35 protein-coding genes are annotated in these 23006 nt (G+C 48.3%); all 35 read left to right on the forward strand.

Features of this window, described 5'->3' with window-relative positions:
* Positions 1-82: 82 nt before the first annotated feature.
* Positions 83-4282: a DNA-directed RNA polymerase subunit beta' gene (gene rpoC, locus PZA18_RS20105; RefSeq protein WP_284102667.1), complete on the forward strand. Its 4200-nt coding sequence runs from the start codon at positions 83-85 to the stop codon at positions 4280-4282.
* Positions 4283-4398: 116 nt separating this feature from the next.
* Complete coding sequence (gene rpsL / locus PZA18_RS20110; protein WP_284102668.1) at positions 4399-4773, forward strand: 30S ribosomal protein S12; 375 nt, start codon at positions 4399-4401, stop codon at positions 4771-4773.
* Positions 4774-4881: 108 nt separating this feature from the next.
* Complete coding sequence (gene rpsG, locus PZA18_RS20115; RefSeq protein ID WP_284102669.1) at positions 4882-5352, forward strand: 30S ribosomal protein S7; 471 nt, start codon at positions 4882-4884, stop codon at positions 5350-5352.
* Positions 5353-5398: 46 nt separating this feature from the next.
* Complete coding sequence (gene fusA, locus PZA18_RS20120) at positions 5399-7495, forward strand: elongation factor G (protein WP_284102670.1); 2097 nt, start codon at positions 5399-5401, stop codon at positions 7493-7495.
* Positions 7496-7538: 43 nt separating this feature from the next.
* Positions 7539-8729, forward strand: coding sequence for an elongation factor Tu (gene tuf, locus PZA18_RS20125; protein WP_284102659.1), 1191 nt, complete (start codon positions 7539-7541; stop codon positions 8727-8729).
* 14 nt (positions 8730-8743) lie between these two features.
* Positions 8744-9055, forward strand: a complete 312-nt coding sequence (rpsJ, locus tag PZA18_RS20130) for a 30S ribosomal protein S10 (RefSeq protein ID WP_284102671.1) — start codon at positions 8744-8746, stop codon at positions 9053-9055.
* Between the two features lie 96 nt (positions 9056-9151).
* Positions 9152-9796, forward strand: a complete 645-nt coding sequence (gene rplC, locus PZA18_RS20135; protein ID WP_284102672.1) for a 50S ribosomal protein L3 — start codon at positions 9152-9154, stop codon at positions 9794-9796.
* On the forward strand, positions 9796-10413 hold the full coding sequence (rplD, locus tag PZA18_RS20140) for a 50S ribosomal protein L4 (RefSeq protein WP_284102673.1): 618 nt from the start codon (positions 9796-9798) through the stop codon (positions 10411-10413). The genes rplC and rplD overlap by 1 nt, the downstream gene beginning before the upstream one ends.
* A 5-nt stretch (positions 10414-10418) precedes the next feature.
* A complete protein-coding gene (gene rplW / locus PZA18_RS20145) occupies positions 10419-10715 on the forward strand; it encodes a 50S ribosomal protein L23 (protein ID WP_456238577.1) in 297 nt (98 codons plus the stop codon).
* 11 nt (positions 10716-10726) lie between these two features.
* A complete protein-coding gene (gene rplB, locus PZA18_RS20150) occupies positions 10727-11560 on the forward strand; it encodes a 50S ribosomal protein L2 (protein ID WP_284102675.1) in 834 nt (277 codons plus the stop codon).
* 6 nt (positions 11561-11566) lie between these two features.
* On the forward strand, positions 11567-11842 hold the full coding sequence (rpsS, locus tag PZA18_RS20155; protein WP_284102676.1) for a 30S ribosomal protein S19: 276 nt from the start codon (positions 11567-11569) through the stop codon (positions 11840-11842).
* Between the two features lie 9 nt (positions 11843-11851).
* Positions 11852-12181, forward strand: a complete 330-nt coding sequence (gene rplV, locus PZA18_RS20160; protein ID WP_284102677.1) for a 50S ribosomal protein L22 — start codon at positions 11852-11854, stop codon at positions 12179-12181.
* 9 nt (positions 12182-12190) lie between these two features.
* A complete protein-coding gene (rpsC, locus tag PZA18_RS20165; protein WP_308447433.1) occupies positions 12191-12895 on the forward strand; it encodes a 30S ribosomal protein S3 in 705 nt (234 codons plus the stop codon).
* On the forward strand, positions 12879-13295 hold the full coding sequence (gene rplP / locus PZA18_RS20170) for a 50S ribosomal protein L16 (protein WP_284102678.1): 417 nt from the start codon (positions 12879-12881) through the stop codon (positions 13293-13295). Before rpsC ends, rplP begins: the two co-directional genes overlap by 17 nt.
* The gene (gene rpmC, locus PZA18_RS20175; protein ID WP_284102679.1) at positions 13296-13487 is read left to right on the forward strand and encodes a 50S ribosomal protein L29; all 192 of its coding nucleotides are present in this window, start codon (positions 13296-13298) and stop codon (positions 13485-13487) included.
* A complete protein-coding gene (gene rpsQ, locus PZA18_RS20180; protein ID WP_284102680.1) occupies positions 13484-13750 on the forward strand; it encodes a 30S ribosomal protein S17 in 267 nt (88 codons plus the stop codon). The genes rpmC and rpsQ overlap by 4 nt, the downstream gene beginning before the upstream one ends.
* Positions 13751-13921: 171 nt before the next feature.
* On the forward strand, positions 13922-14290 hold the full coding sequence (gene rplN, locus PZA18_RS20185; RefSeq protein ID WP_284102681.1) for a 50S ribosomal protein L14: 369 nt from the start codon (positions 13922-13924) through the stop codon (positions 14288-14290).
* Positions 14291-14300: 10 nt separating this feature from the next.
* Entirely contained in the window at positions 14301-14618 is a 318-nt protein-coding gene (gene rplX / locus PZA18_RS20190) for a 50S ribosomal protein L24 (protein WP_284102682.1), read from the forward strand.
* Between the two features lie 11 nt (positions 14619-14629).
* Positions 14630-15169 (forward strand): 50S ribosomal protein L5, encoded by a 540-nt coding sequence (rplE, locus tag PZA18_RS20195; protein ID WP_284102683.1) that lies wholly within the window; start codon positions 14630-14632, stop codon positions 15167-15169.
* Positions 15170-15176: 7 nt separating this feature from the next.
* Positions 15177-15482, forward strand: a complete 306-nt coding sequence (gene rpsN, locus PZA18_RS20200; RefSeq protein WP_284102684.1) for a 30S ribosomal protein S14 — start codon at positions 15177-15179, stop codon at positions 15480-15482.
* 15 nt (positions 15483-15497) lie between these two features.
* Positions 15498-15893 (forward strand): 30S ribosomal protein S8, encoded by a 396-nt coding sequence (gene rpsH, locus PZA18_RS20205; protein ID WP_284102685.1) that lies wholly within the window; start codon positions 15498-15500, stop codon positions 15891-15893.
* Between the two features lie 15 nt (positions 15894-15908).
* On the forward strand, positions 15909-16442 hold the full coding sequence (gene rplF, locus PZA18_RS20210; RefSeq protein ID WP_284102686.1) for a 50S ribosomal protein L6: 534 nt from the start codon (positions 15909-15911) through the stop codon (positions 16440-16442).
* A gap of 12 nt (positions 16443-16454) precedes the next feature.
* Positions 16455-16814, forward strand: a complete 360-nt coding sequence (gene rplR, locus PZA18_RS20215; RefSeq protein WP_284102687.1) for a 50S ribosomal protein L18 — start codon at positions 16455-16457, stop codon at positions 16812-16814.
* Positions 16815-16827: 13 nt separating this feature from the next.
* Positions 16828-17349, forward strand: a complete 522-nt coding sequence (gene rpsE, locus PZA18_RS20220; protein ID WP_284102688.1) for a 30S ribosomal protein S5 — start codon at positions 16828-16830, stop codon at positions 17347-17349.
* Positions 17342-17527, forward strand: coding sequence for a 50S ribosomal protein L30 (gene rpmD / locus PZA18_RS20225; RefSeq protein ID WP_284102689.1), 186 nt, complete (start codon positions 17342-17344; stop codon positions 17525-17527). Before rpsE ends, rpmD begins: the two co-directional genes overlap by 8 nt.
* Position 17528: 1 nt before the next feature.
* Positions 17529-17963: a 50S ribosomal protein L15 gene (gene rplO, locus PZA18_RS20230; RefSeq protein ID WP_284102690.1), complete on the forward strand. Its 435-nt coding sequence runs from the start codon at positions 17529-17531 to the stop codon at positions 17961-17963.
* A 33-nt stretch (positions 17964-17996) separates the two neighbouring features.
* Entirely contained in the window at positions 17997-19286 is a 1290-nt protein-coding gene (secY, locus tag PZA18_RS20235) for a preprotein translocase subunit SecY (protein WP_407951199.1), read from the forward strand.
* A gap of 31 nt (positions 19287-19317) precedes the next feature.
* Entirely contained in the window at positions 19318-19536 is a 219-nt protein-coding gene (gene infA / locus PZA18_RS20240) for a translation initiation factor IF-1 (RefSeq protein WP_284102692.1), read from the forward strand.
* Between the two features lie 29 nt (positions 19537-19565).
* Positions 19566-19679, forward strand: coding sequence for a 50S ribosomal protein L36 (gene rpmJ / locus PZA18_RS20245; RefSeq protein ID WP_284102693.1), 114 nt, complete (start codon positions 19566-19568; stop codon positions 19677-19679).
* Positions 19680-19737: 58 nt separating this feature from the next.
* A complete protein-coding gene (gene rpsM, locus PZA18_RS20250; RefSeq protein ID WP_284102694.1) occupies positions 19738-20100 on the forward strand; it encodes a 30S ribosomal protein S13 in 363 nt (120 codons plus the stop codon).
* 18 nt (positions 20101-20118) lie between these two features.
* Positions 20119-20511: a 30S ribosomal protein S11 gene (gene rpsK, locus PZA18_RS20255; RefSeq protein WP_284102695.1), complete on the forward strand. Its 393-nt coding sequence runs from the start codon at positions 20119-20121 to the stop codon at positions 20509-20511.
* A gap of 15 nt (positions 20512-20526) precedes the next feature.
* Positions 20527-21147, forward strand: a complete 621-nt coding sequence (rpsD, locus tag PZA18_RS20260) for a 30S ribosomal protein S4 (RefSeq protein WP_284102696.1) — start codon at positions 20527-20529, stop codon at positions 21145-21147.
* 29 nt (positions 21148-21176) lie between these two features.
* Positions 21177-22160: a DNA-directed RNA polymerase subunit alpha gene (locus PZA18_RS20265; protein WP_284102697.1), complete on the forward strand. Its 984-nt coding sequence runs from the start codon at positions 21177-21179 to the stop codon at positions 22158-22160.
* 33 nt (positions 22161-22193) lie between these two features.
* Positions 22194-22583, forward strand: coding sequence for a 50S ribosomal protein L17 (gene rplQ, locus PZA18_RS20270; RefSeq protein WP_284102698.1), 390 nt, complete (start codon positions 22194-22196; stop codon positions 22581-22583).
* Between the two features lie 181 nt (positions 22584-22764).
* On the forward strand, positions 22765-23006 hold a 242-nt coding region (locus PZA18_RS20275; RefSeq protein WP_284102699.1), incomplete at its 3' end, for a transposase.

Below are 23006 nucleotides of genomic sequence, written 5' to 3' on the forward strand. Positions count from 1 at the left end.
GTGTCTAGGGAGTGAGGCGTGAGGCGCTCCCTGTCTGGCACCCGCTTTAGGATTGCCTCACTTGTAATGCGAGGAAGATGTTATGAAAGCCCTACTTGATTTATTTAAGCAAGTGACTCAGGAGGAGGAGTTCGACGCGATTAAGATCGGTCTAGCTTCTCCTGAGAAAGTACGTTCCTGGTCTTATGGTGAAGTAAAAAAGCCGGAGACCATTAATTACCGCACATTTAAGCCAGAACGGGACGGCTTGTTTTGTGCTCGTATCTTTGGACCGATCAAAGACTATGAGTGCTTATGCGGTAAATACAAGCGTCTGAAGCACCGCGGCGTTATCTGTGAGAAGTGTGGCGTTGAAGTCACCCTGTCGAAGGTGCGTCGTGAGCGAATGGCTCATATCGAGCTGGCTAGTCCTGTTGCACATATCTGGTTCCTGAAGAGCTTGCCTAGTCGTCTGGGTATGGTTCTTGATATGACGCTCCGTGATATTGAGCGGGTACTGTACTTTGAAGCATATGTAGTGATTGAGCCTGGCATGACACCGCTCAATCGTCGCCAGTTGTTGACGGAAGATGATTACCTCAACAAGGTCGAAGAGTATGGTGATGAGTTTGTCGCACTGATGGGTGCCGAGGCGGTTCGCGAACTGCTGAAGAGCATTGACCACATCGCTGAAATGGAAACACTGCGTCACGAACTCGAAAATACAGGTTCGGATGCAAAGATTAAGAAGATCGCTAAACGCCTGAAGGTGTTGGAAGCGTTCCATCGCTCTGGTATCAAGCCAGAGTGGATGATCATGGATGTCCTGCCGGTATTGCCCCCGGAGCTTCGTCCATTGGTTCCACTGGATGGTGGTCGTTTTGCTACTTCTGACTTGAATGATCTGTACCGTAGGGTCATTAACCGTAATAACCGCTTGAAGCGCCTGCTTGAGTTGCGTGCACCCGAAATCATTGTGCGCAACGAAAAGCGTATGTTGCAGGAGGCTGTTGATTCCCTACTAGATAACGGTCGCCGTGGCAAAGCGATGACTGGCGCGAACAAACGTCCTTTGAAGTCCTTGGCTGATATGATCAAGGGTAAGGGTGGTCGTTTCCGTCAGAACTTGCTGGGTAAGCGTGTGGATTACTCAGGTCGTTCCGTTATTGTGGTGGGGCCTACTCTCAAGTTACATCAATGCGGTTTGCCGAAGAAAATGGCGCTGGAGTTATTCAAGCCGTTTATTTTCCACAAGCTGGAGATTCTTGGGCTTGCAACCACTATTAAGGCTGCCAAGAAGCTGGTTGAACAGGAAGTTCCTGAGGTATGGGATATTCTTGAAGAAGTTATTCGTGAGCATCCAGTATTGCTGAACCGTGCACCAACGCTACACCGCCTAGGTATCCAGGCGTTTGAACCAGTGTTGATCGAAGGTAAAGCAATTCAGTTGCATCCTTTGGTTTGTACTGCATTTAACGCCGACTTCGACGGTGACCAAATGGCCGTACACGTTCCTCTGAGCTTGGAAGCTCAGATGGAAGCTCGTACGCTGATGCTTGCATCCAATAACGTACTATCTCCTGCGCATGGCGAACCAATTATTGTTCCCTCGCAGGATATCGTGCTTGGCCTGTACTTTATGACCCGTGAGCGGGTGAATGGTAAGGGCGAAGGCATGAGTTTTTCGGATGTTGATGAGGTTTCTCGCGCTTACGAAACCCGTACAGTTGAACTCAATGCCAAGATTACTGTTCGGTTGAAAGACTGGTATCTTGACTCTGAGAATGAGTGGAAGTATCGGATGAAGCGAGTTGAGACTACGGTTGGTCGTGCTCTGCTGTCTGAAATTCTGCCCAAAGGCCTGTCCTTTGACGTGGTGAACAAAGCTTTGAAGAAAAAAGAAATTTCGAAGCTTATCAACGTTTCCTTCCGTCGCTGTGGGTTGCGCGAAACAGTTATTTTGGCTGATCGTTTGATGTATACCGGGTTTACCTACTCAACCCGTGCAGGCTTGTCGATCTGTGTTGATGACATGCTGGTACCCAACCAGAAAATGGAGTTATTGGGGGCGGCGGAGAAAGAGGTCAAAGAGATCGAAGCTCAGTACACCTCGGGCTTGGTGACGCAAGGTGAGCGTTACAACAAGGTTGTGGATATCTGGGGGCGTTGCGGTGATCAGGTCGCTAAGGCGATGATGGATCAACTTGGTAAAGAGCCCGTCGTTGATCGTGCAGGCAACAACGTTATGCAGGAGTCCTTCAATTCCATTTATATGATGGCGGATTCCGGTGCGCGGGGTTCTGCGGCGCAGATTCGCCAGTTGGCCGGTATGCGGGGTCTGATGGCCAAGCCAGATGGTTCGATTATTGAGACACCCATTACGTCTAACTTCCGCGAAGGCTTGACGGTTCTTCAATACTTTATATCGACACACGGTGCGCGTAAGGGTCTTGCAGATACCGCATTGAAGACCGCTAACTCGGGTTACCTGACTCGCCGTTTGGTTGATGTGACCCAAGATTTGGTTGTCATTGAGCGTGACTGTGGCACCAAAAATGGTGTGAACATGAAGGCTGTGGTTCAAGGCGGGGATGTAGTCGAAGCGCTTCGTGACCGCATTCTGGGACGCGTTGCAGCTATAGACATTATTGATCCAGCTTCGCAAGAAACGATTTTTGAGGCAGGCACCCTGCTGAACGAAGAAATCGTTGAGCGCATCGAGGCCTTGGGTATCGATGAGGTAAAAGTACGTACGCCGCTGACCTGTGAGACGCGCTATGGTTTGTGCGCGCAGTGTTATGGTCGCGATCTGGGTCGCGGTAATTTGGTCAATGTTGGTGAAGCTGTTGGTGTAATCGCAGCACAGTCGATTGGTGAACCTGGTACTCAGCTGACCATGCGTACCTTCCACATCGGTGGTGCCGCATCGCGGGCTGCTGCTGCAAGTCAGGTCGAGTCGAAGTCCAATGGTCATATCGGCTTTGGCCCCATGATGCGCTATGTTACAAACGCCAAAGGTGAACAGATTGTCATTACTCGCTCCGGCGAAGTAATGGTGTTTGATGACAATGGCCGTGAGCGTGAGCGGCATAAGGTTCCATACGGCGCCACCTTGATGGTGAAGGATGAGCAGCAGATCAAGGCTGGTCAGGTCTTGGCAACTTGGGATCCTCACACCCGTCCGATTATTACGGAGTACGGGGGGCAGGTGAAGTTTGAGAACGTAGAGGAAGGTGTGACCGTAGCCAAGCAAATTGACGAAGTTACGGGCTTGTCTACCTTGGTCGTAATTGATCCGAAGCGCAGGGCCGGTAGTCAGTCGAAGATGTTGCGCCCGCAGGTTAAATTGTTGGATGAGATCGGCGAGGAGGTAAAGCTGGCCGGTTCTGATACCTCAGTTAATATTACCTTCCAGGTTGGTTCGATTATCACGGTTAAGGATGGTCAGCAGGTTGGTGTGGGTGAGGTGCTGGCCCGTATCCCTCAGGAGTCATCGAAGACTCGTGATATTACTGGTGGTCTGCCACGTGTTGCCGAGCTGTTTGAGGCGAGATCTCCGAAAGATGCGGGTATGCTCGCGGAGATTACTGGTACAGTGTCCTTTGGTAAGGATACCAAGGGTAAGCAGCGCTTGATTCTGACTGATCTGGATGGTGTTGCGCACGAATACTTGATCCCGAAAGATAAGCACGTTTTAGTTCATGATGGTCAGGTCGTGAATCGTGGCGAGACTATTGTTGACGGTCCTGTGGATCCGCATGACATCCTGCGTCTGCAAGGGATTGAGGCGCTGGTTCGTTACGTTACTGAAGAAGTGCAGGAAGTTTACCGACTGCAGGGCGTTAAGATTAACGACAAGCATATCGAGGTTATCGTTCGGCAGATGCTGCGTCGCGTAGTCATTAGTGACTCCGGAGGCACGGACTTCATTACTGGTGAGCAAGTGGAACGTGCCGAAGTGCTGGAAGCGAATGACCGGATGGCGGCAGAAGGTAAAGAGCCGGCTTCGTTTGATAATGTATTGCTTGGTATTACCAAGGCGTCGTTGTCTACCGATTCGTTCATCTCTGCGGCTTCTTTCCAGGAAACAACACGCGTTTTGACTGAAGCTGCAATCATGGGTAAGCGTGATGATTTGCGTGGCCTGAAGGAAAACGTAATTGTTGGTCGTTTGATTCCTGCTGGTACGGGATTGGCATATCATAATAGTCGCCGTCGTCAGAAGTCCGGTGATGATCAACAAACCGTTTCGATGTTGGGTGACGGTGCGGTAGGTAAAGAGGGTTTGTCTCAAGTCATTTGAGGCATAGAACGGGTATATTGACGTCAATCTATTGATTTCTCTATAATATGCCCCTCCGTGTAGGGCGGCGTTGGCGTTCGGCCGGCGTCGCCGTTTTCATTAATTAGGAAGTTACAATGCCAACGATTAACCAGCTCGTACGCAAAGGGCGTGTTGCTGCGCAGGCGAAAAGCAAGGTGCCAGCACTGGAAGCATGTCCTCAGAAGCGTGGTGTATGTACGCGTGTGTATACCACCACCCCTAAGAAGCCTAACTCTGCGCTCCGTAAGGTGTGCAAGGTTCGCCTGACCAATGGTTTTGAAGTGATCTCATACATTGGCGGTGAAGGTCATAATCTACAAGAGCACTCCGTGGTGCTGATCCGTGGCGGTCGTGTTAAGGACTTGCCAGGTGTTCGCTACCACACAGTTCGTGGTTCTCTGGATACGGCGGGTGTTAAGGATCGTAAGCAAGCTCGTTCTAAGTATGGTTCGAAGCGGCCTAAGTCTTAAGCTTGCCGTTTAGTGGGCAGGAGACTGTCTAGTAAGCGGTCATCGTGATGGATGACCTTGAGTTGAATGAGACTCAGCTGAATAACTTATTAATTGTTAGGGTAGAAAATGCCAAGACGTAGAGAAGTCCCCAAGCGGGAAGTGTTGCCAGATCCGAAGTTTGGTAGCGAAGAGCTGTCCAAATTTATGAATGTTGTAATGCAAGATGGCAAGAAGTCGGTTGCTGAACGCATTGTGTATGGCGCACTGGAAATTATTGGCAAGAAGAGCGGGAAGGTTCCGCTTGAGGTTTTTTCTCAGGCTTTGGCAAATGTAAAACCAGTTGTTGAAGTAAAGAGTCGCCGTGTTGGCGGTGCTAACTACCAAGTGCCTGTTGAGGTGCGTCCGTCGCGTCGTATGGCATTGGCGATGCGCTGGTTGCGCGAGGCGGCACGAAAGCGTGGAGAGAAGTCAATGGGTCAGCGTTTGGCAGGGGAGTTGCTGGATGCGGCTGAGGGTCGTGGCGGTGCAATGAAGAAGCGTGATGAGGTTCATCGTATGGCGGAGGCTAATAAGGCTTTCTCGCACTATCGCTTCTAATCAGATTGTATTTTCGACTTGAGTTGTTCTTTAAAAGGTACATGCTGTGGCACGCAAGACACCCATTGAGCGCTATCGGAATATCGGTATTAGCGCACACATTGACGCCGGTAAGACTACTACCACCGAGCGTATTCTTTTCTATACCGGTGTCAATCATAAGATTGGCGAAGTTCATGATGGCGCGGCTACCATGGACTGGATGGAGCAAGAGCAAGAGCGCGGAATTACAATTACTTCTGCTGCTACGACTACCTTTTGGAAAGGTATGGGGATGCAGTTCCCCGAGCACCGTATCAATATTATTGATACCCCTGGTCACGTAGATTTTACGATTGAAGTTGAACGATCCATGCGCGTGCTTGACGGTGCTTGTATGGTTTATTGTGCGGTTGGTGGAGTTCAGCCTCAGTCGGAAACTGTTTGGCGTCAAGCCAATAAGTATCGCGTACCTCGCTTGGCGTTTGTTAATAAGATGGATCGCCAGGGCGCCAACTTTTTCCGCGTTGTTGAGCAAATGCGAATTCGCTTGAAGGCGAATCCAGTCCCTATTGTTATTCCTATCGGCGCTGAAGATACTTTTGGTGGTGTAATCGACTTGCTAAAAATGCAGGCGATTTTCTGGGATGAAGCTTCGCAAGGGATGAAGTTTGAATATCGTGATATTCCTGAAGAGTTGAAGGGATTGGCTCAGGAATGGCGCGAAAAGATGGTTGAAGCTGCTGCAGAAGCTAACGAGGACTTGATGAATAAGTACCTCGAAACGGGTGAGCTGGCTGAAGATGAGATTGTGGCTGCATTGCGTCAGCGTACAATTGCGTGCGAGATTCAACCAATGCTGTGTGGTACGGCCTTTAAGAATAAAGGTGTTCAGCGAATGCTGGATGCTGTTATTGAGCTGTTGCCATCTCCTGTTGATATTCCCCCAGTAAAGGGTACCAACGAGAAAGGGGAAGAGGAGGTTAGAGAGGCTTCTGATGAGGCGGCATTCTCAGCATTGGCGTTCAAGTTGATGAATGACCCGTATGTGGGACAGCTTACCTTCTTCCGCGTTTATTCTGGCGTTGTGAACTCCGGTGATTCAGTTGTTAACTCTGTTAAGGGGAAGAAGGAGCGCATCGGGCGTATTGTTCAGATGCACGCTAACAACCGCGAGGAAATAGAGGAAGTTCGGGCTGGTGATATCGCCGCGGCTATCGGCTTGAAAGAGGTTACGACGGGAGAAACGCTGTGCTCCCCTGATAAAGTAATTGTTCTTGAGAGGATGGAATTTCCGGATCCGGTTATTCACGTGGCTGTTGAGCCAAAGACGAAGGCTGATCAGGAAAAAATGGGTGTTGCGCTCAATCGGCTGGCTAAAGAAGATCCTTCTTTCCGTGTTCGCACGGATGAGGAATCTGGTCAAACTATTATCTCTGGCATGGGTGAGTTGCATCTGGAGATTATTGTTGATCGTATGCGTCGTGAGTTTGGTGTTGAAGCCAATGTTGGTGCTCCTCAAGTTGCATATCGTGAGACCATTACCAAAATTGCCAAAGATATCGAAGGTAAGCATGTTAAGCAGTCTGGTGGCAAGGGGCAGTATGGCCATGCTGTGATTACTGTTGAGCCTTCTGGTGAGGGTAAAGGGTATCATTTCTTTGATGAGATCAAAGGCGGCGTTATTCCTAGAGAATTTATCCCGTCTGTTGATAAGGGTATTCAGGATACTCTGAAGGCCGGTATTTTGGCTGGCTTCCCTGTTGTTGATGTGACGGTTCGTTTGACGTTTGGCTCTTATCATGATGTTGATTCGTCACAAATTGCGTTCGAATTGGCTGGGTCGATGGCATTTAAAGAGGCTATGCGTCGGGCGGGGGCTGTAATTCTTGAGCCAATGATGGCGGTAGAGGTTGAAACGCCAGAGGAGTACATGGGCGATATTATGGGCGATCTTTCCTCTCGTCGCGGTATTGTGCAGGGGATGGATGACAATCCGGCTGGCGGAAAAATGATTAAAGCGGAAGTGCCTCTGTCTGAGATGTTTGGCTATTCGACGACACTTCGCTCTATGTCGCAGGGGCGTGCAACTTACTCTATGGAATTCAAGCATTATGCTGAAGCTCCAAAAAACGTTGCTGATGCGATCATTAATAAGAAGTAAGCAATTTTTCGGTTTTGTGAAGAATTTTTAAGGATTTTGAAAAATGGCAAAAGAGAAGTTTGAGCGGACGAAGCCGCATGTGAACGTAGGGACTATTGGTCACGTAGATCATGGAAAGACCACGTTGACCGCAGCGATTACAACCATCTTGTCACGCAAGTTTGGCGGTATTGCAAAAGCTTACGATCAAATTGATAGTGCTCCGGAAGAAAAGGCGCGTGGTATTACGATTAATACCGCGCACGTTGAGTATGAGACTGAGAATCGCCACTATGCTCACGTAGATTGCCCTGGCCATGCTGATTATGTGAAGAACATGATTACGGGTGCGGCCCAGATGGATGGTGCGATTTTGGTTGTGTCGGCTGCTGATGGTCCGATGCCTCAGACTCGGGAGCATATTCTGTTGGCTCGCCAGGTGGGTGTTCCTTATATCATCGTGTTCATGAATAAGTGTGACATGGTTGATGATGCTGAGCTGCTTGAACTGGTTGAGATGGAAGTTCGTGAGCTTCTTTCGAAGTATGATTTCCCTGGTGATGACATTCCTATCATCAAGGGTTCTGCGCTGAAGGCTTTGGAAGGTGATCAGTCTGAGGTGGGTGAGCCGGCAATTTTCCGTTTGGCAGAAGCGCTGGATACTTACATTCCTCAGCCTGAGCGAGCCGTAGATGGCGCTTTCCTGATGCCGGTTGAGGATGTGTTCTCGATTTCCGGTCGGGGTACGGTTGTGACTGGCCGTGTTGAGCGCGGTATTGTTAAGGTTGGCGAAGAAATTGAAATTGTTGGCATTCGCGCCACCCAAAAGACGACTTGTACTGGTGTGGAGATGTTCCGCAAGTTGTTGGATCAGGGTCAGGCGGGTGACAATATTGGTGCCTTGCTTCGCGGTACTAAACGTGAAGATGTTGAGCGTGGTCAAGTATTGGCGAAGCCGGGTAGTATCACTCCGCACACGAAGTTTGCTGCAGAAGTCTATGTTTTGAGCAAAGATGAAGGAGGCCGTCATACCCCGTTCTTTAATGGGTATCGCCCTCAGTTCTACTTCCGCACGACCGATGTTACTGGATCGGTTGAATTGCCTGCAGGTACGGAGATGGTCATGCCGGGTGACAACGTTGCGATTACTGTGTCGTTGATTGCTCCGATTGCGATGGAGCAAGGTTTGCGGTTTGCTATTCGTGAAGGTGGCCGTACTGTTGGTGCGGGCGTTGTGTCGAAAGTGTTGGAATAACCGGGGATATTTAAATGCAGAATCAGAAAATTCGCATCCGGCTAAAGGCTTTCGACTATAGTCTGATTGATCGTTCCGCGCAGGAGATTGTTGATACCGCGAAGCGTACTGGTGCGGTGGTAAAAGGCCCTGTTCCGTTGCCAACGAAAATTGAGCGATTTGACGTGTTGAGGTCCCCTCACGTGAATAAGACCTCTCGTGATCAGTTGGAGATTCGTACTCATCTGCGTTTGATGGATATTGTTGACCCAACAGACAAGACGGTTGATGCTTTGATGAAATTAGATCTGCCTGCAGGGGTTGATGTTGAAATCAAGTTGCAGTAAGTGATTGAAATGAGGTAATATAATGGGCCCGCTATCCTGCGGGCCTGTTATTTTTTGCCGGCCAATCGTAGCCGGTCCTTGTAAAAGGGAAAAGAAATGAGCTTAGGACTTGTCGGTCGTAAGGTCGGCATGACTCGCATTTTCTCTGAGGATGGTGCATCCATTCCAGTGACTGTGCTTGACATGTCGTTTAATCGAGTAACTCAAATAAAGACTGTGGATGTTGATGGCTATTCTGCAGTTCAAATTGCATTTGGGTTGAAGAAGGCAAATAAGGTTACGCGCGCGCTTGCTGGTCATTACAGTAAAGCCGGCGTAGAGGCTGGTCGCGGTTTGAAGGAGTTTTCTGTTTCATCAGAAGCTCTGTCGAATTTGTCAGTTGGTACGGCTATTGGTGTTGAGCGATTCTCGATCGGTCAATTGGTCGATGTTACCGGGACTAGCCAGGGCAAGGGGTTCTCCGGTGTGATCAAGAGGCATAATTTCGCCTCAAATCGCGCGTCCCACGGTAATTCCGTGTCGCACAATAAGCCAGGCTCCATTGGTCAGGCTCAAGATCCTGGTCGGGTTTTTCCTGGTAAGCGAATGGCGGGTCAGTACGGAAATGTAAAGCGTACTGTACAGTGTCTTGAAGTGGTTCGTGTTGATGTGGAACGGGGTTTGTTGCTGGTTAAAGGTGCTGTGCCAGGAGCAAAAGGTAATGACGTGGTAGTGCGCCCAAGCGTAAAGGCAGGTGTGTAATGGAGTTAATACTTGTTGGAGCGCAAGGTAAGGGTGTCGTTCAAGGGTCTGATGCACTTTTTGCGCGTGACTATAACGAGGCTCTGGTTCATCAGGTTGTTACCGCATATTTGGCAAATGCCCGCAGCGGAAATCGTGCGCAAAAGGGTAGAAGTGAAGTTTCAAAGTCGACGCGTAAGCCTTGGAAGCAGAAGGGGACTGGACGCGCTCGGGCTGGTATGGCTTCTAGTCCTTTGTGGCGGGGGGGTGGGAAGATTTTCCCTAATTCGCCTGAAGAAAATTTTAGCCACAAGCTAAATCGTAAGATGTATCGTGCAGGTCTTGCAACCATATTGTCTCAACTGGTTCGTCAAGGGCGATTGATGGTGGTAGAGACTTTCGAATTGGAAAGCCCAAAGACCAAGCTGTTTGCTGAGAGGTTGCAGTCTTTTGGTGTTGAGCAGCATGTTTTGCTGATTACCGACAATCTTGATGAGAATCTATATTTGTCGTCACGCAATCTTCCGAATGTGCTGGTATTAGAGCCGGCTCAGGCAGACCCGGTTAGCTTGGTGCGGTATCGGAATGTTGTCCTGACTAGAGATGCGCTCAAGAAGTTTGAGGAGATGTTGGGATGAATGCGCTGAATCAAGAGAGATTGCTACAGGTGCTGTTGGCTCCAATCGTATCTGAAAAGAGTACACTGGTTGCTGATCGGAATGAGCAGGTGGTGTTTCGTGTAGCAAGCGATGCCACAAAAATTGAAGTGAAAGCTGCGGTTGAATTGTTGTTCAAGGTCAAAGTCGATGCGGTGCAGATCAGCAATGTGAAGGCGAAGCAAAAGCGCTTCGGTCGTACGCAAGGCTGGCGTAAGGGTTGGAAGAAGGCTTATGTTTGCCTGATGCCAGGTCAGCAGATCGATTTTTCTGCAGCTGAGTGAGGAGACTTGCAATGGCACTGGTAAAAGTAAAGCCTACATCGCCCGGGCGCAGGGCGGTAGTAAAAGTTGTCAATCGTGATTTGCACAGAGGTGCTCCTTATGCGCCTTTGCTAGAGGTTCAGAAGCGTAACGCTGGCCGTAATAATCGCGGTGTTATTACTGTAAGGCATCAGGGTGGCGGGCATAAACAGCACTATCGTATTGTGGATTTTAAACGCAATAAGGATGGTATTCCGGCTACTGTTGAGCGTATCGAGTATGACCCAAATAGGACTGCGCATATTGCTCTGTTATGTTATGCAGATGGTGAGCGGCGGTACGTATTGGCATCAAAGGGGATGAAAGCAGGCTCAATATTATTTAATGGTCCTGAAGCGCCCATTAAGCCTGGCAATACCTTGCCTCTTAGGAATATTCCGGTCGGTACGACAATCCACTGTGTTGAGATGTTACCGGGTAAGGGTGGTCAGATCGCTAGATCGGCGGGCACTTCCGTCCAGCTGTTAGCGCGAGAAGGAATCTATGCGCAGTTAAGGTTGCGTTCGGGTGAGATCCGGAGGGTTCATGTCGATTGCAGAGCCACAATCGGTGAGGTAGGTAACGAAGAGAATAACTTACGTTCGATCGGCAAAGCGGGAGCTCAGCGATGGCGTGGTATTCGTCCTACGGTGCGTGGTGTTGCAATGAATCCTATTGATCACCCGCATGGTGGTGGTGAAGGTAAGACTGCGGCGGGTCGCGATCCCGTCAGTCCATGGGGTACTCCTACTAAGGGATATCGGACCCGTCGTAACAAGCGGACTGGTGGCATGATTGTTCGTCGCCGTTACTCAAGCAAAGGATAATTGAGCATGGGTCGTTCTACTAAAAAGGGACCATTTGTAGACGGTCATCTGCTGAAGAAGGTAGATGCGGTTAAGGCAAATAATGATAAGAGGCCAATTAAGACGTGGTCTCGTAGGTCTACTATTCTTCCAGATTTCGTTGGTTTGACCATTGCGGTTCATAATGGTAGGCAGCACGTTCCTGTCTACGTTAACGAAAATATGGTCGGGCACAAACTCGGCGAATTTGCTCTGACTCGCACCTTTAAGGGTCATGCCGCTGATAAGAAGGCTAAAAAGTAAGGTGATACCATGCAAGTATCTGCAGTATTGAGCGGCGCGCGCTTATCCGCGCAGAAGGCACGGCTGGTAGCTGATCTGGTTCGTGGCCTACAGGTTGAACAGGCGTTAAATATTCTTACCTTTTCCCCCAAGAAAGGTGCGGTATTGATCAAGAAGCTACTTGAGTCAGCTATTGCAAATGCAGAGCATAACGAAGGTGCCGACATTGATTCTCTTAGGATTACAACCATTTACGTTGACAAGGGTGCGAGTCTGAAGCGTTTCGCCGCTAGGGCGAAGGGGCGTGGAAATCGCATTGAAAAACAGACTTGTCATATCAAGTTGACGGTTGGGGATTGAGAGGACGCTATGGGTCAGAAAATACATCCTACGGGATTTAGGCTTGCGGTAACTAAGAATTGGTCCTCGAAATGGTATGCCAGCAGTAAGAAATTCGCTGGTATGTTGAATGAGGATATTAAAGTTCGTGACTTCTTAAAGAAGAAGTTGTCTCATGCGGCTGTTAGTAAGATTGTTATCGAGCGGCCGGCTAAAAATGCTCGCATCACAATTTTTTCTGCACGACCTGGTGTTGTGATTGGAAAAAAAGGTGAGGATATCGAGGTACTGAAGGGGCAGCTGCAGAAGCTGATGGGTGTTCCTGTTCATATCAATATTGAAGAGGTTCGTAAACCGGAGATAGATGCCCAGATCATTGCTGATGGAATTGCTTCTCAGCTTGAAAAGCGCGTCATGTTCAGACGTGCAATGAAGCGTGCGATGCAGAATGCAATGCGTCTTGGTGCTCAAGGTATCAAGATTATGAGTTCGGGTCGATTAAATGGAATTGAGATTGCTCGAACAGAATGGTATCGCGAAGGTCGTGTGCCTCTGCATACGCTACGGGCTGATATTGATTATGCGGTATCTGAGGCAAAAACGACGTATGGCATCATCGGTATAAAGGTTTGGGTTTATAAAGGTGAGGTAAAAGGCGGCGTTGAAGTAGCTGTCCCTCAGGTCGAAACAGAGAAGAAGTCCAGAAGAGGGGGGCGAAATGCTTCAGCCAACTAGACTGAAATATCGTAAGCATCAAAAAGGCCGTAATACTGGTATCGCTACTCGCGGCAACAAAGTGAGTTTTGGTGAGTGGGGTCTCAAGGCTATCGGGCGTGGAAGGTTGACGGCCCGCCAGATCGAAGCTGCGCGACGCGCGATGACCCGGCATATTAAACGTGGCGGACGCGTATGGATTCGCGTGTTTCCGGATAAGCCCATCTCTTCTAAGCCTGCCGAAGTTCGGATGGGTAATGGCAAGGGTAGTCCGGAATACTATGTTGCAGAGATTCAGCCGGGCAAGGTTCTTTACGAGATGGATGGTGTTGGCGAAGAGTTGGCTAGAGAGGCGTTTCGCTTGGCAGCAGCTAAGTTGCCTATTGCGACAACCTTTGTTACCCGTCATGTGGGGCAGTAAATGAAAGCAAGTGAATTGAGAACAAAGTCTGTTGATGAGCTTGGAGTTGAGCTGACCGCGTTACTGAAAGCTCAGTTCGGGCTTCGAATGCAACTTGCTACCCAGCAGTTATCGAAAACCAGTGAGTTAAAGCGTGTTCGTAGGCAGATTGCGACTGTGCGTACCTTATTGGCTGAGAAGGTGGCGAAATGAAGACAGAAGCGAAGTTGAAGCGGTGCCTCACGGGTAAGGTTGTGAGTGACAAGATGGATAAGACCGTAACTGTTCTAGTGGAGAGAAAGGTCAAGCATCCTCTTTACGGGAAGATTATCCGGTTGTCTAAGAAATACCATGCCCATGATGAGAGTAATCAGTACCGCGAAGGCGATTTGGTGATCATTGAGGAGACGAGGCCTCTGTCACGCACTAAGACTTGGGTTGTTACTGGCTTGGTTGAAAAGGCTCGGAGCGAGTAAGGGCTCTCTAGTCCGAACAGTGAGCTAGTTGCAAGGGGCATTGTACTTATGTATAATGCCCTTCTTTGCGTGTTCTCGCAGAGTTCGTTCCCTTTGCAGGGTCCAAAACTGCCCACTGTTTGTAGTTAGAGGCTGCATCGCAGCGTTGTGGATAAGTTGGAGATAAATTAAATGATTCAAATGCAGTCAAGGCTTGAGGTCGCTGACAATACCGGTGCGCGTGTGGTTATGTGCATTAAAGTTTTGGGCGGATCTAAGCGTAGGTATGCGTCTGTTGGCGATGTGATCAAGGTTAGCATTAAGGATGCTTCTCCAAGAGGGCGCGTTAAAAAGGGCGATGTTTATAACGCTGTGGTTGTTCGTACGGCAAAAGGTGTTCGGCGACCTGATGGGGCGCTTATTAAGTTTGATAGCAATGCCGCGGTATTGTTGAATAATAAGCTGGAGCCAATAGGTACACGTATTTTTGGCCCTGTTACTCGCGAGCTTCGAACGGAGAAGTTCATGAAGATCGTGTCGTTAGCGCCAGAAGTACTGTAAGGGGAATTCTGTGAATAAAATTCGTAAGGGCGACGAGATTGTCGTTATTTGCGGTAAGGATCGCGGTAAACGTGGTGTGGTTTTAAAGGTTTTTCCAACAGGGCAGGTTCTTGTTGATGGTGTAAATGTAGTAAAGAAACACCAAAAGCCTAATCCGCTTAAAGGTCAATCAGGTGGCTTGATAGAGAAAAGTATGCCGCTTGATGTTTCTAATGTCGCGATCTTCAATCCTGGTACGCAGAAAGCGGATCGCGTTGGATTTAAATTGCTTGCTGATGGCGGGAAGGTTCGCGTCTTCAAGTCAAACGGCGAAGTGGTTGGCGGCTGAGGGGTCTAGAGATGGCGCGTTTGCAGCAATATTATAAAGAGACGGTTGCTCCTCAGTTGAAAGAGCAGTTTGGTTATTCTTCTGTCATGGAAGTGCCTCGAATCGAGAAAATTACCATTAATATGGGTGTCGGTGAGGCAGTAGCAGACAAGAAGGTCATGGAGCATGCTGTATCTGATATGCAAAAGATTGCAGGTCAGAAGCCTGTAGTGACTTTGTCGAAAAAATCTATCGCTGGCTTTAAGATTCGAGATAATTATCCCGTTGGTTGCAAGGTTACTCTGCGCCGGGAGCGTATGTATGAGTTTTTGGATAGATTGATTACAATCGCTATGCCGCGAATCCGAGATTTTCGGGGTATTTCTGGTAAGGCGTTTGACGGCCGTGGTAATTACAATATGGGCGTTAAAGAGCAAATTATCTTTCCGGAAATTGAGTACGATAAAATCGATGCGTTGCGTGGTATGAATATTACTATTACAACGACAGCGAAGACGGATGAAGAAGCAAAGGCGTTGCTTGCTGCTTTTAAGTTCCCTTTCAAAGGTTGATGCGATAATGGCCAAGTTGTCACTGATTAACAGAGAAGAGAAGCGTCGCAAGCTTGTGGAGAAATTCTCTACAAAGCGAGCACACTTGACATCCATTATTAATGATTCCTCGGTGTCAGACGAGGAGAGATTTCAAGCTAGATTGAAATTACAGCAGTTGCCTAGAAACTCTAGCCCTACCAGATTGCACAATCGATGCGCTATTACCGGTCGTGCACGGGGTGTCTTTAGGAAGTTTGGGCTTGGTCGGAATAAGCTGCGTGAAATTGCGATGCGGGGAGAGATTCCTGGCGTTGTTAAAGCTAGCTGGTAATAGGGGTAGGTTAGAATGAGCATGCATGATCCTATCGCCGATATGTTGACTCGTATTCGGAACGCGCAGAGGGCAGAAAAGCCGAATGTGCAAATGCCTTCTTCTAAATTGAAGGTTGCAATAGCCCAAGTTTTAAAGGATGAGGGTTATATTGATTCTTTCTCAGTAGCTAGTTCGGAAGGTAAGGCTAATCTGACGGTTGTGCTTAAGTATTACGCCGGTCGTCCAGTTATTGAGAAAATAGAGAGAGTAAGTCGCCCTGGCTTGCGGGTCTACAAAGGTAGCGAGAACCTTCCTAAGGTTATGAATGGGCTGGGGGTGGCAATTGTGTCCACTTCTAAAGGCGTTATGACGGATCGGAAGGCAAGAGCTGAAGGTGTTGGTGGTGAGCTCTTGTGTCTGGTAGCGTAAGGCGGGGGAGGGAAAATGTCTCGTGTAGCCAAGAATCCAATCACCATTCCTGGTGGTGTGGAAGTGAGTATGTTGGGGAAGGAGCTTGTAGTTAAAGGCCCCCTTGGCATGCAGAAGCAGGTTATTTGTGATGGTGTTTCAGTTACGGTTGAAACAGGTGTGCTTAAATTTTTCGCCAATTCTGATGATAAGCATGCCCGTGCGATGTCGGGTACCTTACGCGCATTGGCTGCAAATATGGTAGTTGGCGTTTCCAAGGGCTTTGAGCGGAAACTAAATCTGGTTGGCGTAGGGTATAGGGCTCAAGCACAAGGTGATGTTGTTAATCTGACATTGGGATTTTCTCATCCTGTTGCACATAGGTTGCCGGTCGGTGTTAAGGCTGAAACACCTAGCCAGACCGAAATTGTGTTGAAAGGGATAAATCGTCAGCAAATTGGTCAGGTTGCTGCCGAAATTCGCGCTTATCGCCCCCCAGAGCCTTATAAAGGCAAAGGTGTTCGATATTCTGATGAGATTGTTGTCTTGAAAGAGACCAAGAAGAAGTAATCGAGGCTATTTATGGATAAGAAACAAACTCGCTTGCGTCGGGCGCGTAAAACTCGCGCAAGAATTGCAATGCAGAAAGTTGCGCGACTTTCGATCTTTAGAAGTAATTGCCACATGTATGCGCAAATTATCGACGAGACTGGTTCGAAGGTATTGGCTAGCGCTTCTACTGTCGAGACGGAGCTTCGTGCTCAAATTTCCGGTGGTGTAGGCGGTAATGTTGCCGCAGCGGTATTGGTTGGAAAGCGCATTGCTGAAAAGGCGAAAGCCGCTGGTATCGAAAGGGTGGCATTTGATCGGTCAGGTTTCGCTTATCATGGTCGGGTTAAAGCACTTGCCGATTCGGCCCGCGAAAATGGTCTCGTGTTCTAAATTGGAGTGATTGATGGCGAAGACTGAAATTGAAGATCGCGGTGATGGCTTGCGCGAGAAAATGGTCAGCGTAAATCGCGTGACTAAGGTTGTTAAAGGTGGCCGCATTCTCGGTTTTGCTGCTTTGACGGTTGTCGGTGATGGTGATGGCGCAATTGGCATGGGCAAAGGCAAGTCTAAGGAAGTGCCTGTTGCTGTCCAGAAAGCTATGGAAGAAGCTCGGCGTAAGATGCAGAAGGTATCGTTACGCAATGGGACTATTCAACATACTGTTGTTGGTAGACATGGCGCGACAACGGTGTTTATGCAGCCTGCTCCCGAAGGTACGGGTATAAAGGCTGGAGGTCCTATGCGTGCTGTTTTTGAAGTTATGGGTGTGCAAAATATATCTGCAAAGTGCCATGGGTCTACAAATCCATACAATGTTGTTAGGGCAACAATTGATGGCCTTTCTAAGATGACAACGCCTTCGGATGTTGCGGCGAAGCGTGGGTTGTCAGTCGAAGAGATTTTTGGAGTTGGCGCCAATGAGTGATTCTTCAAAGATTCGAGTAACTTTAGTTAAGAGCTTGATTGGTAGACTCGAGGCTCATAAGGGATGCGCCAGAGGCTTGGGGTTGAAGCGTATTAATCAAACTGTGGAAGTCATTGCTACACCGGAAAACCGTGGCATGATCAATAAAATTGGCTATTTGCTGAAAGTTGAGGGTTGAGATGGAGTTAAATTCCATTGTTCCCGCACCAGGCAGTAAGCATGCAAAAAAGCGTGTTGGCCGTGGTATAGGTAGCGGGTTGGGCAAAACCTGTGGTCGTGGACATAAAGGGCAGAAATCACGGTCCGGTGGTTTTCATAAGGTCGGGTTCGAAGGCGGTCAGATGCCTTTGCAGCGCCGTTTGCCAAAGCGTGGTTTTGTCTCATTGACTAAGGCTTTGCATGCTGAAGTTCGTCTTGGCGACTTGTCAGTGCTTCCAATCTCTGAAGTGGACTTGCTTGTATTGAGACAAGCGGGTCTGATCCCTCAGGGAGCAAAATTCGCTAAAGTAGTTTTGACAGGTTCAGTTGATAGGCCACTTTTGTTGAAGGGCATCTCCGCGTCTGCGGCTGCTCGGCGCGCTATTGAAGCTGCCGGTGGTAGTTTCGCTGAGTAATATCAATCGATAGCCAAAGCTGGAATGAACGTTGTGACAGATAAGTTTGCAGATCTAAAAAAGCGTATTTGGTTTTTGATTGGTGCGCTTTTGGTGTATAGGGTAGGTGCGCACGTCCCGGTTCCGGGGATTAATCCCGCTGAGTTGGCTGCACTTTTTGACTCTACCAAGTCAGGCGCTGGCCTCTTGAATATGTTCAACATGTTCTCTGGTGGGGCGCTTGCGCGGTTTACGGTCTTTGCAATTGGGATTATGCCGTACATATCCGCGTCTATTATTTTGCAATTGGCCTCTGAAATTGTCCCTAGTCTCAAGGAATTGAAGAAAGAGGGTGAAGCAGGTAGACGCAAGATTACTCAGTATACCCGTTATGCGACAGTTCTTTTAGCAACGTTCCAGAGCTTTGGCATTGCAGCGATGCTTTATCGTCAGCCAAATTTAGTACTTACTGCGCAGTATGAGTTTTATTTCACTACTGTGATTACTTTGGTTACTGGCACGTTATTTTTGATGTGGCTTGGCGAGCAAGTTACAGAGCGGGGTTTGGGTAACGGCATTTCTATACTAATATTTGCGGGTATTGCCGCAGGTATTCCTGCATCTATTGGAAAGACGTTAACACTCGCACAAGAAGGTGCATTGCATCCGTTGCTTGTTTTATTTTTATTTGCTGGTGTTGTTCTTGTCACAGCAGCTGTGGTCTTTGTCGAGAGAGGGCAGAGAAAAGTTCTTGTTAATTATGCGAAGAGGCAAGTTGGCAATCGGGTAATGCAAGGTCAAGCTACCCATTTGCCTCTTAAACTGAATATGGCGGGTGTAATTCCTCCTATTTTTGCTTCCAGCATAATTCTTTTTCCCGCTACCGTTTTAAGTTGGTCTGGAAATGCTGATAGGCTTGCTTGGTTGAAGCAATTGGGTGATATGCTACATCCTGGTCAGCCTTTATATGTTCTCTTTTATGCGGCTGCGATTGTTTTCTTTTGCTACTTTTATACGGCGTTGGTGTTTAACCCTAAAGAGACGGCTGACAATTTAAAGAAGAGTGGTGCTTTCATTCCCGGGATCAGGCCCGGTGAGCAGACCGCAAGACATATCGAGAAGATAATATTACGACTAACTCTTGTCGGGGCTATATACATATCCGTGGTTTGTTTGATACCTGAGTTATTGATCCTTCAATGGAGTATCCCGTTTTATTTTGGTGGTACGTCATTGCTGATTGTTGTGGTCGTGACTATGGATTTTATGGCGCAAGTGCAGTCCTATTTGTTGTCTCATCAGTATGAGAGTTTGCTGAAAAGAGCCAACTTCAAAAGTAACTAATTTGTTTGACTGTTCTGGTAATAGGCGAGAGATGTCGAAAGAAGACACCATTCAGATGCAGGGTGAGGTGCTGGAAACGCTTCCAAATGCAACTTTCAGAGTGAAGCTTGAAAATGGTCACGTGGTGCTAGGTCATATCTCTGGTAAGATGCGTATGCACTATATTCGTATTCTTCCTGGCGATAAAGTTACAGTTGAGTTAACGCCATACGATTTGTCGAGGGCGCGAATTGTATTTCGCGCGAAGTAGTAGGCTCTTTGGGATGAAGAGGTGGTTTTATGAGAGTACAGGCATCGGTAAAGAAGATTTGCCGAAATTGTAAGATTATTCGGAGAAATCGCATACTGCGTGTGATTTGCACTGACCCACGTCATAAGCAAAGACAAGGTTAGTTGTGAGTTGCTGTAGGTAATGTTATAATCCGCAACTTTTTTAGTGGGGTGGTGGCGTATGGCCCGCATTGCTGGGGTAAATATACCAAATCATCAGCATACCGTAATAGGTTTGCAAGCGATTTATGGTATCGGAAGTACTCGCGCGCACATGATTTGCGTCGCGGCAGGCGTTCCTACAAGTCGAAAGATTAAGGAACTGACCGATGGGGAAATGGAACTTCTGCGTGAAGAAGTAGCAAAATTTACCGTAGAGGGTGATTTGCGACGTGAAGTTACCATGAGTATCAAACGACTCATGGATTTGGGTTGCTATCGAGGTCTACGACACCGCAGAGGTCTTCCTGTTCGCGGTCAGCGGACTAGGACCAATGCTCGTACCCGTAAAGGGCCTCGTAAAGCTGTGGGTGCGAAAAAGTAAAGTTTGTAAGGAACGATAATGGCTAAAGCAAACACAGTCCGTGTACGAAAGAAAGTCAAGAAGAGTGTTTCTGAAGGCATTGTGCATGTGCACGCGTCTTTTAATAACACTATTGTTACCATCACAGATCGCCAGGGGAATGCGTTATCTTGGGCTACCTCTGGCGGTGCTGGTTTCAAAGGCTCTCGTAAGAGTACACCGTTCGCTGCGCAGGTTGCAGCGGAGCAAGCTGGAAAAGTTGCCCAAGAGTATGGTGTTAAGAATCTTGAAGTTCGTATCAAAGGTCCAGGGCCTGGCCGAGAGTCTGCGGTGCGTGCATTGAATTCGCTTGGGTTTAAAATTACAAGCATTTCGGATGTTACCCCCATTCCGCACAACGGTTGCCGTCCGCCTAAGAAGCGGCGAATCTAATATCGGAGACTTTTTATGGCACGCTATATTGGACCTAAATGCAAACTGTCGCGCAGGGAAGGCACAGATTTGTTTTTAAAGAGCGCTCGAAGAGCGCTTGATAGTAAATGTAAGTTGGATACTGCTCCTGGTCAACATGGTGCCAAGACGCCGCGCTTGTCAGGTTATGGAGTACAGCTGCGTGAAAAGCAGAAAATTCGTAGAATTTATGGCGTGTTAGAGCGTCAATTCCGGCGCTATTTTGAGGAAGCTAGTCGTAGAAAAGGCTCTACCGGTGAAAACCTTTTGAAGATTTTAGAGTCTCGACTTGACAATGTGGTATATAGAATGGGTTTCGGCTCTACGAGAGCAGAGGCTAGGCAGCTTGTGAGCCATAAAGCTATTCTGGTAAATGGCCAGACGGTAAATATTCCATCTTTTCAGGTGAAAGCCGGTGATGTAGTTGCTATTCGCGACAAAGCGAAAAAGCAAGTGCGTGTTCAAGAGGCGTTGGCGTTAGCTGAGCAAATTGGGTTCGCGAACTGGGTTTCTGTTGATGCTAAGAAGATGGAAGGCATTTATAAAGCTTACCCTGAGCGTTCGGATCTATCTGGGGATATCAACGAGCAGTTGGTCGTTGAATTCTATTCCAAGTAATATTGTAAGAGCGGATTGGAACGGTGGCTATGCAAGGTAATGCAAATGATTTACTTAAGCCGCGCATCATTGATGTTCAGACTGCTTCCCGTACGCATGCAAAGGTGATCATGGAGCCCTTCGAAAGGGGGTATGGTCACACACTTGGGAATGCACTTCGTCGTATCTTGCTGTCTTCAATGACTGGCTTTGCTCCTACAGAGGTGAAGATCGACGGTGTTGTGCACGAATATTCTGCCTTGGATGGTGTTCGTGAGGATGTCGTTGATGTGTTGTTGAACCTGAAGGGGGTTGTTCTCAAGGTTCATGGTAGAGAGGAAGTGCTGCTTAAATTGCGCCGCGAGGGTGAGGGCGTTGTGAGAGCCTCAGATCTGGAGATTCCTCATGATGTGGAAGTTATTAATCCAGATCATGTGATTGCTACGCTGTCCTCAGGTGGCAGGCTTTCCATGGAAGTGAAGGTTTCTAGGGGTCGTGGCTATCAGTCGGCGATGAATCGTGCTGGTAGTGATGAAGGTCGAACAATCGGCTCTATTCTACTTGATGCATCATTCAGCCCTGTCCGCCGTGTAAGTTATGTCGTAGAGAGTGCACGGGTTGAGCAGCGTACTGATCTTGATCGCTTGGTAATGGAGATCGAGACAAATGGTGCCGTCGAACCAGAGGAGGCTGTGAGGTCTGCAGCAAGGATTCTCGTCGAGCAACTGTCGGTATTTGCTGATCTACAGGGTACTGAGGTTGAGGTGGAGGCGCCAAGAGCGCCGCAGGTCGATCCGATACTGCTGCGGCCCGTGGATGATCTGGAGCTGACGGTTAGATCTGCGAATTGTTTGAAAGCGGAGAATATCTACTACATTGGCGATTTGATTCAACGTACAGAGACTGAATTGTTGAAGACGCCGAATCTTGGTAGAAAGTCCTTAAACGAAATTAAGGAAGTTCTTGCTTCAAAGGGTCTAACGCTGGGGATGAAGTTGGAAAATTGGCCACCTGTTGGGTTGGAAAAACCTTGACATTTGGTCGTTCCATTTATATGAGGTTTTAAAATGCGTCATCGTTTGAGTAATCGCAAACTGAATCGCACTACGTCGCATCGGTTGGCGATGCTTCGCAATTTGGCGAACGCGCTGTTGAAACACGAGACTATTTCTACCACTTTGCCAAAAGCTAAGGAGTTACGTCGTGTAGCTGAACCGCTGATTACCTTAGGTAAAAAGCCGTCTTTGGCAAATCGTCGTTTGGCTTTTGATCGCACTCGTGACCGTGAGATTGTAGTTAAGTTGTTTGACGTGCTAGGCCCGCGTTATGCTAACCGCAATGGTGGTTACTTGCGGATTCTGAAGAACGGCTTTCGTCAAGGTGACAATGCGCCTATGGCTTTAGTTCAGTTGGTTGATCAGGATCTGGCCCAGCCGGAAGACGAGCAAGGCGATTAATTTTACGTCTTAGGCTTGTAATGGGAGGCACTTGCATTTTGCAAGTGCCTTTTGTTTTATGTATATGTTTATGCTAGACGCCCTTGACTTTTTGTGGAGCTCACTGATTTCAGGCTAGATAGTGTCGTCACGAGTTAGGATTTAGGCGAATAAGAGTATTGTGTGATTTATAAGGATTGACATGAGCAGCCCCCACCGGCATGACATCAGCGACGCCACTTGGGCCTTGCTGTCCCCTCATCTTCCGGGCCAGGCAGGTCAGTGGGGAGGCGTAGCCAAAGACAACCGATTGTTTGTCAATGCTGTGTTCTGGATTCTGCGCACTGGAGCCCCCTGGCGAGATCTGCCCGAAAGTTATGGTGACTGGAATAACACCCACCGTCGCTTTGGCAGATGGCGCGACAAGGGCGTGTGGGAAAAACT

The organism is Parachitinimonas caeni (assembly GCF_030129945.1).
GTDB lineage: Bacteria > Pseudomonadota > Gammaproteobacteria > Burkholderiales > Chitinimonadaceae > Parachitinimonas > Parachitinimonas caeni.

Bases quoted from the DNA above. Each gene is read 5' to 3' on its own strand.
- rpoC (WP_284102667.1), top strand. From the start codon at position 83: ATGAAAGCCCTACTTGATTTATTTAAGCAAGTGACTCAGGAGGAGGAG.
- rpsL (WP_284102668.1), top strand. From the start codon at position 4,399: ATGCCAACGATTAACCAGCTCGTACGCAAAGGGCGTGTTGCTGCGCAG.
- rpsG (WP_284102669.1), top strand. From the start codon at position 4,882: ATGCCAAGACGTAGAGAAGTCCCCAAGCGGGAAGTGTTGCCAGATCCG.
- tuf (WP_284102659.1), top strand. From the start codon at position 7,539: ATGGCAAAAGAGAAGTTTGAGCGGACGAAGCCGCATGTGAACGTAGGG.
- rpsJ (WP_284102671.1), top strand. From the start codon at position 8,744: ATGCAGAATCAGAAAATTCGCATCCGGCTAAAGGCTTTCGACTATAGT.
- rplC (WP_284102672.1), top strand. From the start codon at position 9,152: ATGAGCTTAGGACTTGTCGGTCGTAAGGTCGGCATGACTCGCATTTTC.
- rplD (WP_284102673.1), top strand. From the start codon at position 9,796: ATGGAGTTAATACTTGTTGGAGCGCAAGGTAAGGGTGTCGTTCAAGGG.
- rplB (WP_284102675.1), top strand. From the start codon at position 10,727: ATGGCACTGGTAAAAGTAAAGCCTACATCGCCCGGGCGCAGGGCGGTA.
- rpsS (WP_284102676.1), top strand. From the start codon at position 11,567: ATGGGTCGTTCTACTAAAAAGGGACCATTTGTAGACGGTCATCTGCTG.
- rplV (WP_284102677.1), top strand. From the start codon at position 11,852: ATGCAAGTATCTGCAGTATTGAGCGGCGCGCGCTTATCCGCGCAGAAG.
- rpsC (WP_308447433.1), top strand. From the start codon at position 12,191: ATGGGTCAGAAAATACATCCTACGGGATTTAGGCTTGCGGTAACTAAG.
- rplP (WP_284102678.1), top strand. From the start codon at position 12,879: ATGCTTCAGCCAACTAGACTGAAATATCGTAAGCATCAAAAAGGCCGT.
- rpmC (WP_284102679.1), top strand. From the start codon at position 13,296: ATGAAAGCAAGTGAATTGAGAACAAAGTCTGTTGATGAGCTTGGAGTT.
- rpsQ (WP_284102680.1), top strand. From the start codon at position 13,484: ATGAAGACAGAAGCGAAGTTGAAGCGGTGCCTCACGGGTAAGGTTGTG.
- rplN (WP_284102681.1), top strand. From the start codon at position 13,922: ATGATTCAAATGCAGTCAAGGCTTGAGGTCGCTGACAATACCGGTGCG.
- rplE (WP_284102683.1), top strand. From the start codon at position 14,630: ATGGCGCGTTTGCAGCAATATTATAAAGAGACGGTTGCTCCTCAGTTG.
- rpsN (WP_284102684.1), top strand. From the start codon at position 15,177: ATGGCCAAGTTGTCACTGATTAACAGAGAAGAGAAGCGTCGCAAGCTT.
- rpsH (WP_284102685.1), top strand. From the start codon at position 15,498: ATGAGCATGCATGATCCTATCGCCGATATGTTGACTCGTATTCGGAAC.
- rplF (WP_284102686.1), top strand. From the start codon at position 15,909: ATGTCTCGTGTAGCCAAGAATCCAATCACCATTCCTGGTGGTGTGGAA.
- rplR (WP_284102687.1), top strand. From the start codon at position 16,455: ATGGATAAGAAACAAACTCGCTTGCGTCGGGCGCGTAAAACTCGCGCA.
- rpsE (WP_284102688.1), top strand. From the start codon at position 16,828: ATGGCGAAGACTGAAATTGAAGATCGCGGTGATGGCTTGCGCGAGAAA.
- rpmD (WP_284102689.1), top strand. From the start codon at position 17,342: ATGAGTGATTCTTCAAAGATTCGAGTAACTTTAGTTAAGAGCTTGATT.
- rplO (WP_284102690.1), top strand. From the start codon at position 17,529: ATGGAGTTAAATTCCATTGTTCCCGCACCAGGCAGTAAGCATGCAAAA.
- infA (WP_284102692.1), top strand. From the start codon at position 19,318: ATGTCGAAAGAAGACACCATTCAGATGCAGGGTGAGGTGCTGGAAACG.
- rpmJ (WP_284102693.1), top strand. From the start codon at position 19,566: ATGAGAGTACAGGCATCGGTAAAGAAGATTTGCCGAAATTGTAAGATT.
- rpsM (WP_284102694.1), top strand. From the start codon at position 19,738: ATGGCCCGCATTGCTGGGGTAAATATACCAAATCATCAGCATACCGTA.
- rpsK (WP_284102695.1), top strand. From the start codon at position 20,119: ATGGCTAAAGCAAACACAGTCCGTGTACGAAAGAAAGTCAAGAAGAGT.
- rpsD (WP_284102696.1), top strand. From the start codon at position 20,527: ATGGCACGCTATATTGGACCTAAATGCAAACTGTCGCGCAGGGAAGGC.
- PZA18_RS20265 (WP_284102697.1), top strand. From the start codon at position 21,177: ATGCAAGGTAATGCAAATGATTTACTTAAGCCGCGCATCATTGATGTT.
- rplQ (WP_284102698.1), top strand. From the start codon at position 22,194: ATGCGTCATCGTTTGAGTAATCGCAAACTGAATCGCACTACGTCGCAT.